Consider the following 6263-nt stretch of genomic DNA (forward strand, 5'->3'; position numbering starts at 1 on the left):
CACGGGAATGACACTTAAATTAATGTTCTTATTAAAATTTGACATTTGGACTAACCAATAGAATTTTATATTTTTTTATGCTATATTTTTTCAAGTTGAAGACGAATTGTTTTCTAAGGAGCGACTTATAAAAAACACGATAAAAATGGAACTTGTGCCGCGCCGGCAGTAAAGGCGCAGTTTGAGTTTCAAAGGCTTTTACTGCTTGTTCAATCAGAAATCCAAATCTTTTTGAAAAGCGTCATAAAAATGGACTACGTAAAAGCAAAAAACATTCTTCCGTCCGAGCTTCTTGAAAAAATTCAGGAATACGCGGCGGGAACTTACTTGTATATTCCGCAGAAGTGCGAAAACCGGAAAAACTGGGGAGAATCAAAAGATTCTAAAAACTGGTACAAAAGGCGAAACCAGCGGATATACAAAAACTACAAAGAGGGATTTTCGGTCAGCGAGATTTCACAAGAATTCTTTCTGAGCGAAAAGTCAATCTACAGAATCATCTTGTGCGAAAAAAAAGCGGATGAATTAGACTTTTTCAATTAAACATTGCTAAAGTTGTCGTATTAAGGCTGGCTCCATAAATGGGGTCAGTTTTTTTGTTTTAACTTATTTTGCATTTCTTAAATCGTCAACAATAAGCTGAATGTGCGAAATCTGAATATCTGTTAAATTTTCAACGTCCAAAGTCCGTTTTTTTTCAAGTCCTAAAAGGTAATCGGTTGAAACTTCAAAAAAATTCGCAATTTTCACAAGCATTTCTATAGACGGAAGAATATTGTCATTTTCCCAGTTCGAAACGCTTTGCTTTGTAACACCGAGTTTATTTGCCAGCTGAATCTGGCTGATTCCACGGATATTACGAAGCTCACGGATTTGTTCATTCAGCATAAGAAACCTGTCTATTTATTTTTGACCATTGTATAATTTTTGATTGACTTTAAAGAAATACTTTTGTATTGTAATGTTTGACTAAAAGAAAAAGAGGTTTTTATGAAAAGAATGTTTTTTTTGGCTTCTGTGGCATTAGTTTCTATTGTTGTTTTTTCTTGCGCTTCTACAGATGATATTCAGATTTCTTATGACAAAAGTGTTTTGCAGAATGTTTCAAGAGTTACAGATGATGGTACTGTAAAGGCAGATATGGCAATTTCTCCGGATGGAAAACAACTGCTTTATGTTGAAGTTGATAAAAGTGTTACTAGCTATATAACAAATATAAAAGAATCCAGTTCCGTTTTTTATTATGATTCTCAGATGTACTTGCTTAGAGATATTAATCGTCCTTCAAAAACTCCGCTTGGTCTTACATTTTCTTATTGGCCTGCATGGAATAAAAATGGAAAGGAATTTATTTTTTCCTCGCTCGAAAATAATCAGTTTAAGTTAGTCCGCGCGAACATCGAAGGCGGAAGAAAAACTTATATTACAAGAACTCCGATTGGAACTGAAGATATAAGAGCTGATATAAAAAACAATATTATTGTTTGCCAAACAAAAATAAATGGAAAATATCAAATAGCTACGTTAAACTATGACGGGACTGAAATAACTTTAATCTGTGAAGGTCATAGTCCTAAGTGGCATCCTACTGAAAACAAATTTGTTTTTATCCGTGACGGTGGAATTTTTGAAATGAATCTTGATATAAATCAGGCTACAGAAATTTACAAAGATGCGGAATTTCCTTGTTATTTGCCTTCTTATTCAGAAAATGGAAAATATATTTTGTTTGAGCAGCTGACTCCGGTAAATGCAAAAGGAAGGATGGCTTCAGGTTTTGCAAGGAGAATAATTGCAAACACCAGGACAAATTTACATCTATATCTTATATCGTCTGATGGAATGAACAAAACTCAGCTTACAAATGGTGCTGTTGATGTTTATACTCCTGTCTGGGGTGCGGACAATACGATTTTCTTTATTTCGGCAGCCAACAACAAAACCGATATTTGGAAAGCAAAAGTTCAATATTGATAATGATTTTATATTTTTTGTGATGATGAAATCCCTGCATTTTTGCAGGGTATTTTTTTGCCCGAACGGATTTTCTCATTCTTTTTTCTGAAATGTGTTTGAGGTAGGAAACAGGCGCGGTTCGGCGTATTATTAAACCATACGAAAAAGTCATTTTCTTGGCTGACAAAAGGAGTTTTTTGGCAAGGACAGTCTATCTCAAAGGTCATTCCTGTGATTCGACACAGGAACCTATGCACAAAAAATCATCCGGTCAAACTGGATAATGACAAAAGAATAGGAGACAAGATAAAAAATGGACAGCAAAATCGACATGGAAAAAATCACTTTCAGAAACGAGACCCCTGCGGACTACAGGGCGGTTGAGAACCTTACTCGCGAGGCATTCTGGAACGTCTACAAGCCCGGCTGCGACGAGCATTTTGTTCTGCACAGCTTCCGCACGAGGAGCGACTTTGTGCCGGAACTCGACATAATAATGGAAGAAAACGGCGTTTTGATTGGACACGTGATGTTCGCAAGGGCAGAAATCAAGCTGAACAACGGCAAAACTCTTCCGATTATGACGTTCGGGCCGATCAGCATTGCGCCAAACTTCAAGCGCAAAGGCTACGGAACAGTTCTTCTTGGGCACGCAATGAAAAAGGCAAAGGAAATGGGCTGCGGCGCGCTTGCAATCACCGGCAACATCGGCTTTTACGGAAAAAGCGGCTTTGTCGTGGCAAAAACGAAAAATGTTTTCTACCATGCCGACCCGGATGCGGACTACTTTTTAATAAACGAGTTTATTCCGGGCTTTCTGGACCAAGCAAAGGAAGCCGGAGGAGGAACTTTCAAGGAGCCGGACGGATATTTTATCGACTCAAAGGAAGCAGAGGAGTTCGACAGGCAGTTTCCGCCGAAAGAAAAACTGAAGCTTCCGGGACAGATTTTCGGGTAAGGATTTGAACGTTTGCTTATAAGCCTTCCAAAAAATATATTTTTCCAGAATGTTGTTAGCTTTGATTAACTTTTGTATAATTAGTTGCAAAGAATCATTTTGGAGAAATTGCTATGTCTGAAAAAATCAAGGTAAAGTTGAATGGTACTGCGGAAACTATGCTTCAGAGTTTTTATGCGCGTGCAAAATATTCCAAGAACAAGGAACATAAGTTTTATGATGCGAAGGCGGTTGAGCTTGTAGAAAAGATTGACTACGATTTTTCGCTTGCGGAAAGTGACTCAACGATGAGCGATGGCGTTATTGCTCGTACTCTTGTGTTTGATGAGCTTGTTAAAAGGTTCATTTATGAAAACCCCGGCTGCACGGTTGTAAATATTGCTTGTGGGCTGGATACGCGGTTTTACAGGATGAACAATGGCAATTTGAAGTGGTTCAACCTGGATTTGCCTGAAATAATTGAAATCAGAAATGAGATTTTTAATGAGGCTGGAAGAGTTGTAAATGTTGGCTGTTCAGTTCTTGATTCGGAATGGGTGAAAAATATTAATGTAAGCGGAAAAGTTCTTTTTGTGGTTGAAGGATTAAGCATGTATCTTACGAGGAAAGAAAATGCAAAAATGCTTGAAATTATCCGAAAGAATTTTAGTGGCGCAACAGACATGCTTGAATGTCTTGCAAAAAGATGGGTAAATCGCGAGAAAATTGAAAAATCGATTCAGAATACGGGCGCGAAATTCATTTTTGGTGCGGATAGTTTTGAAGATATTGCGGATATTGCCTGTGGTTTTAGAAAAATAAAAGATGATAACATTACAAGGGGAATGATTGCGCTTCATCCGATTTTAAAGCTGTTTGAGAAGCTTCCGGTTGTTGACAAGATGACAGAAAAAATACTGATTTTTGAAAATGATACACATTGCAATGTATAAGTCCTATACACTACCGTGTGAGGCTTTGGTACATTGCCTTGTATCGCAACGGTACATTAGGCTGTACCAGGATGGTACATTTCCGTGTACCAAAGCGGTACAAGAGAATGTATCGCCTTGGTACAGCAGTTTGTGTTTTTTTATTCAGCGGTGCAAGTCAGTGTCTTTCTGAATCTGCCTGTTTTCATGGTTTTTAGAGGGCGGCTCTTTTCGTTGAACTTTGTTCTTATTTCCACAGTGAATTCTCCGGCAGGAACGCTTGGGTCAAGAAGCACGATGACGCGGGCGGGCTTGTTTTCGATTACAACAGGGCAGCGGTAGGCTTTTCCGTCTGATGAGCTTACTGCGAATACTCCCTGCTCAATGTCTTCCTTGCCGAACTTGAGGCGGCTTCCGAGGAGCTCCATGACGCTTCCGGCCTTGATTTCACTTGTGCTTGCGTTTACCTTATCTGAAACTTTTGTGATGTATGGATCGGTGTTGGAGCTTTCAACTTTTGAGGTCTTGGCTTTCTTTACAGCTTCCTTTAGGAGAGTGCCGGGCGTTACGTTGAGCTTGATCGTGTGGCGGCTTTTGTCAAAATTGTCGTCCTCCCCGGTGAAAACTCCTGTTATGCTGTATGATGTGTTGACAACCGGAGTGTTCAGGCTGCCTCCTTCTTCTACGATTGCGGCGCATTCCTCTCCGTAAAGCTGCATGATTGCCACAAGGTCGGTTCTTGTTACGGTGGTTCCTCTTTTTGTCATGCGGTCAACGATTTCGTCTAGCGTGTAGACTTGTGAATCTGTAACCTGCGCCATGTAGTCGTCTGGCTCGGCTGTGAGCAGGTTCTCTCTGAGTGCGTACTTTATCATAAAGTGTCTCCTTGGGGATTTTCCCCGGTCTTGTGCCGCCCCCGTTCCTTTTTGAGGCGGCTTGGGCTGATGTCATTCCCCGGCGTAATTTCTATGTCATTCTTGTGCTCTAACACGGAAATTTTAGTCGAACAATGACAAACTGGGATGGATTGCGAACGGACTGTGCCGAATCGCAATGTCGGATATTTATGAAAGGCGCGGTGTGATGGGGAATTGGATTACCGGGGCTATGCCTGGCAATGGCAGGTCGTTTTATGTCATTCCTGTGCCACGACACAGGAATCTCTTTTACTCGCCGGTATAATTGTAAACCATGGTTGCGTTCAGAAGTGGCTCATTGTCGTCTTTGTTGATTCTAATTTTTTCCCAGTCCTCTTTTGAGCCCTTGTAGTTCACAGTTTTTAGATTGCTGCAATTAAAGAACGCAGCAAGATTGATAGAAGTAACGCTTTTAGGAATTGTTACGCTTGTTAAGCCGCTGCAATTTCTGAACGCGTTATTACCGATAGAAGTAACATTGTCTGGAATGTTCACGCTTGTTAAACTAGTACAATAATTGAATGCCCCTTTACCAATCGAAATGACGCTGCTTGGGATTGTCATGCTTGTTAAGCTGGTGCAATAATAGAATGCTTCCTCACCGATAGTAGTGACGCCGTTTGGAATGTTCACGCTTGATAGGCTTTCGCAATAATAGAACGTACTCGTACCAATCGAAGTAATCCTGCCTAGAATTGTTACACTCGTTAGTCCTTCGCATTGAGAGAACACGCTATTACCGATAGAAGTAACGCTGTCCGGGATTATTATACTTGTTAATCTAGTGCAACAATTGAACGCGCTATTACCGATAAAAGTAACACTATTCGGAATACTCACACTTGTTAAGTTGCTACAACCAGAGAACGCATATTCACCGATAGAAGTAACGCTGCTTGGAATATTCATGCTTATTAAATAGTCGCAGTCTTTAAACGCTCTGTCGCCGATAGAATCAATGCCAGTTGCGCCGCCAAGATCAAGGCTGATTTTTGCCCTGCTGTTGTTTATTGCTTCCGTTATCGCGGTAAGGTTGTCCGCGGTGATTGTACCAGCAATGGTAACTGTATGTTCTTCGCTGCTTTTAAAACTTTTGATAGCAGAGATTGCGTCTGCGGCTGTTATTCCCCACTTTGCATAAAGTGTGATGTTTTCAGTTAAGGTGATTTTTGCCTTGTCGGAGTATGAAACGCTTCCGTCTGCGGATGTCGCCCAGCCTGCAAAAATGTAGCCTTCTTTTGTGAAGGTGTTTGCCGGAAGGAAGATTTCCGCTCCGCCAACTTCGGTAACACTTGCGATTGAGCCAGCTCCACCGTTCGCGTCAAAAGTTACGGTGTAGATTGCTTTTGAGGTTGTCGTATTTGTTACCTGTCCGCTGTCATCATCCGAGCCGCCACTTGAGCCGTTGGAACAGGAAGTGAATGTGAATGCAAGGCTAAGAGTTAGAATGCAGGCTAAAATCCAATGGGGGGGGTAGTGAAGTGAGTGTTAAATTTCATTTTGTCTCCCATAAAAAGTCAA

7 protein-coding genes are annotated in these 6263 nt (G+C 40.7%); 4 read left to right on the forward strand and 3 right to left on the reverse strand.

Annotated elements, in window-relative coordinates:
• Nucleotides 1–249: 249 nt before the first annotated feature.
• Nucleotides 250–543 carry a CD3324 family protein gene (locus B3209_RS04840; protein ID WP_296690025.1) on the forward strand — a complete coding sequence of 98 codons (294 nt, stop codon included), beginning with the start codon at nucleotides 250–252 and terminating at the stop codon, nucleotides 541–543.
• 63 nt (nucleotides 544–606) lie between these two features.
• On the opposite strand, the gene B3209_RS04845 is transcribed toward B3209_RS04840, so the two are convergent.
• Nucleotides 607–888, reverse strand: coding sequence for a helix-turn-helix domain-containing protein (locus B3209_RS04845; RefSeq protein WP_295800470.1), 282 nt, complete (start codon nucleotides 886–888; stop codon nucleotides 607–609).
• Between the two features lie 102 nt (nucleotides 889–990).
• Here B3209_RS04845 and B3209_RS04850 point away from each other — a divergent pair, with 102 nt between their 5' ends.
• The 3 genes from B3209_RS04850 to B3209_RS04860 all read left to right on the forward strand — a co-directional run bounded on the left by B3209_RS04850 (nucleotide 991) and on the right by B3209_RS04860 (nucleotide 3846).
• Nucleotides 991–1974: a TolB family protein gene (locus B3209_RS04850; protein WP_295800473.1), complete on the forward strand. Its 984-nt coding sequence runs from the start codon at nucleotides 991–993 to the stop codon at nucleotides 1972–1974.
• 295 nt (nucleotides 1975–2269) lie between these two features.
• The gene (locus B3209_RS04855) at nucleotides 2270–2914 is read left to right on the forward strand and encodes a GNAT family N-acetyltransferase (RefSeq protein WP_296690027.1); all 645 of its coding nucleotides are present in this window, start codon (nucleotides 2270–2272) and stop codon (nucleotides 2912–2914) included.
• Nucleotides 2915–3027: 113 nt separating this feature from the next.
• On the forward strand, nucleotides 3028–3846 hold the full coding sequence (locus B3209_RS04860; RefSeq protein ID WP_296690029.1) for a class I SAM-dependent methyltransferase: 819 nt from the start codon (nucleotides 3028–3030) through the stop codon (nucleotides 3844–3846).
• Nucleotides 3847–3986: 140 nt separating this feature from the next.
• Here the strand turns inward: B3209_RS04860 and B3209_RS04865 are convergent, their stop codons facing one another.
• Together B3209_RS04865 and B3209_RS11745 are read right to left on the reverse strand one after the other, a co-directional pair.
• Nucleotides 3987–4700, reverse strand: a complete 714-nt coding sequence (locus B3209_RS04865) for a DNA-binding domain-containing protein (RefSeq protein ID WP_296690030.1) — start codon at nucleotides 4698–4700, stop codon at nucleotides 3987–3989.
• A gap of 291 nt (nucleotides 4701–4991) precedes the next feature.
• Nucleotides 4992–6203, reverse strand: coding sequence for a leucine-rich repeat protein (locus tag B3209_RS11745; protein WP_349681163.1), 1212 nt, complete (start codon nucleotides 6201–6203; stop codon nucleotides 4992–4994).
• Nucleotides 6204–6263: the final 60 nt, after the last annotated feature.

The organism is Treponema sp. UBA6852, from assembly GCA_002449305.1.
GTDB lineage: Bacteria > Spirochaetota > Spirochaetia > Treponematales > Treponemataceae > Treponema_D.